Annotated in this window: 1 protein-coding gene; it reads right to left on the bottom strand. The window is 44.4% G+C overall.

The window, feature by feature from the left end:
- A partial coding sequence (locus A3761_RS20830) for a hypothetical protein (RefSeq protein ID WP_156491998.1) occupies positions 1 to 2,267 on the bottom strand: 2,267 nt, incomplete at its 3' end.
- Between the last annotated feature and the right edge of the window lie 68 nt (positions 2,268 to 2,335).

Here is a 2,335-nt window from a genome sequence, read left to right on the forward strand (position 1 = left end):
AACACATAGCGGATATCTGGTAGGCCTTGTGCTTGAGTCATTGCTAGTTCTAATTGACCAAACTCATTCATACCGTTGGATATAAATTCTACTTTTTCCGGGATAAACGTAAGCGCTACTTCGTTACTTCGAATACCTTCGGTATTTTCGATATAAACGCTAATTGGACCCACCTCCATATTTTCGTGCGAAGGTAATCTTAACGCTAAGCTTCCCTGAGACAGAGAATGAATTGCAGCGTGGACAATGCTACCCGTATGCGTCCTGAAGTAGACGGTGTAGTCGTCGATGTTAGTTGTCATGCCTGAAACACTTAAGATCAGCTCATCGTTACCTTGAACCCGTTCTTGGTCGATTGAAGTAATAACCATAGCGCCCACTTGAATCGTAAAACTGGCTTGATCACTTACAGGTGGAACGGTAATTTCATAGACATTGTTCATGCCTATTAGATTGCGACTGGTATAGATATGATCAATTGAAACTTCAATTGTATCGACGTTGCTGTCGGCATTTAGCCATTGACCGAATACTTCGAATTTAATTTCCGTTCCTGGGTCGTTGGTGTTCAGCGCATTAGAAGGATAAAACTTGGCGCTATCAACAAGTTCACCTTCACCGTTCTTAGCGCTTAGAACGATTTCCGGAATATGTCGGCCATCTACATGATCTAGTGTTTTTAAGCCAAAGCCGCTTAGGGTGACTTCTTCTGTTTCAATAACACCACCATCACGACGGCTAATGGCTAAAGGCGTCATGCTAAGCAGATCAATCGGGAAATTAACAGTCGCCGAAACGGTGCTTGGAATATGCCTCGCATCATTTACTACGGCAAGCATATCTGCAGCCCAAATGGCAATGGTTGCCTTGAGCGATATCAGTGTGAGCCCCATTTTCGCAAACTGTTCTGAATTAACTTGTAATGCTGCGTTAGCTGTTAAGCTAAGAATTTCATTTATGACGGGGTTTGGCCAAGATCCCGCAATAGGGTTTGTAGGATTCAGCCCCGATGTCATTTCGTCTAAGACGATGCCTAAGGCTTCAAGAAGCTCCCATTGATATAGGGCGGGCGCGGCTTTATCAAACAAGCCAGAATTATAGAGCACGCCAAAAACAGGTTGGATAGCAACGTCCTTAACGCTAAACACCGTATTGATGCTTGGAAGGAGTACCTTCGAATATATCGTTCTTAGTTGAAGTGCAAAGGTGGTACTTTCGGTGTAGCCATCGAACTCGATGCCTGTAATTCCTGCGGTGACAAAATCTACCACCACATCGCGATGCTCAACTTCGAAGGATTGTTCATTAGATTGATAGGCACCCCAGAATCCTTGCTGCGGATCGAGCAAGTGTTCATCAAAAGCTTTACTAATAATGCCTACGGGTAAGTCGGCACTATACCATTCCCCACCGGACACCAGATCAAAAATCCTGGGGCGAACATAGAGGCTCGTATCATTGTCCAGGGTTATGTACGAGGCAATACGATTGTTTTCTTTTTCTGGTTTAACAGACAAGCCCAGCAGAGTATGGGCTGGGTCGTCATAGACTACGTGCAGATCCATATCGCTTGGGCCATCGTAAGAAGTCGAGCGATAGTTTGTGTTTGTGTTTGTGCTTGTGCGTGAGATGGCCAGTTCAATATCCTGCGTTGGCATTAAGGCTTTAAGGGCATCCAGACTGCTCTGCACTGCGCCAAGATAGATCTCGTCATAGACATTGTTCAAATTGTGGAGGTGCAAAGTATAAGGGTCCGCTTCGATCATTGTTTCAAATTTATCAATAAACGCTAGGGAGTTGTTTCTAACGCTTTGTTTGACTTCGCTTGCGCTTCCTGCGTTTAGTAAAAGCTCCTGAGGGATTGCTTGCATGACCAGGGAGATTGCGGTTCCTTCGCTGTCGATACGAGTATTTTCCTCTCCGGGTAATAGGGTAGAAAGCATGTAGACGCTTGGCCATTCATCACTTTCTCTTTGCGGAAGCATTAGATACGCATTGGCTGGTGATTCGCCTAGAGTAGGGAGTGACACTCTTTGTTTAGAGTCAACAGGGTATGAGGCGTCATCAACTTCTATTGAGAGCTTATCTTCTTGAAGAGGTGAGCTCTCAGGCAACTCAATGACCCCGGAGATATCTGTTTCATCTCCTGGTGTTGTACCTGAAGAGTTACTTGAGCCGCCATTACAGCCTGCAATCGATAGGCTTAGTGCTAAGGCTAAGAAAACCTTAAAGCTCAACCCTAGGCAGTTGAATAGGAATTTCTGCATTGAATATCTCCAAATAAAACTCTTTATTAGTAAATCCTAATATAAATAATGGAGTGTTGAGTTGATCT

This window comes from Oleiphilus sp. HI0123, assembly GCF_001635315.1.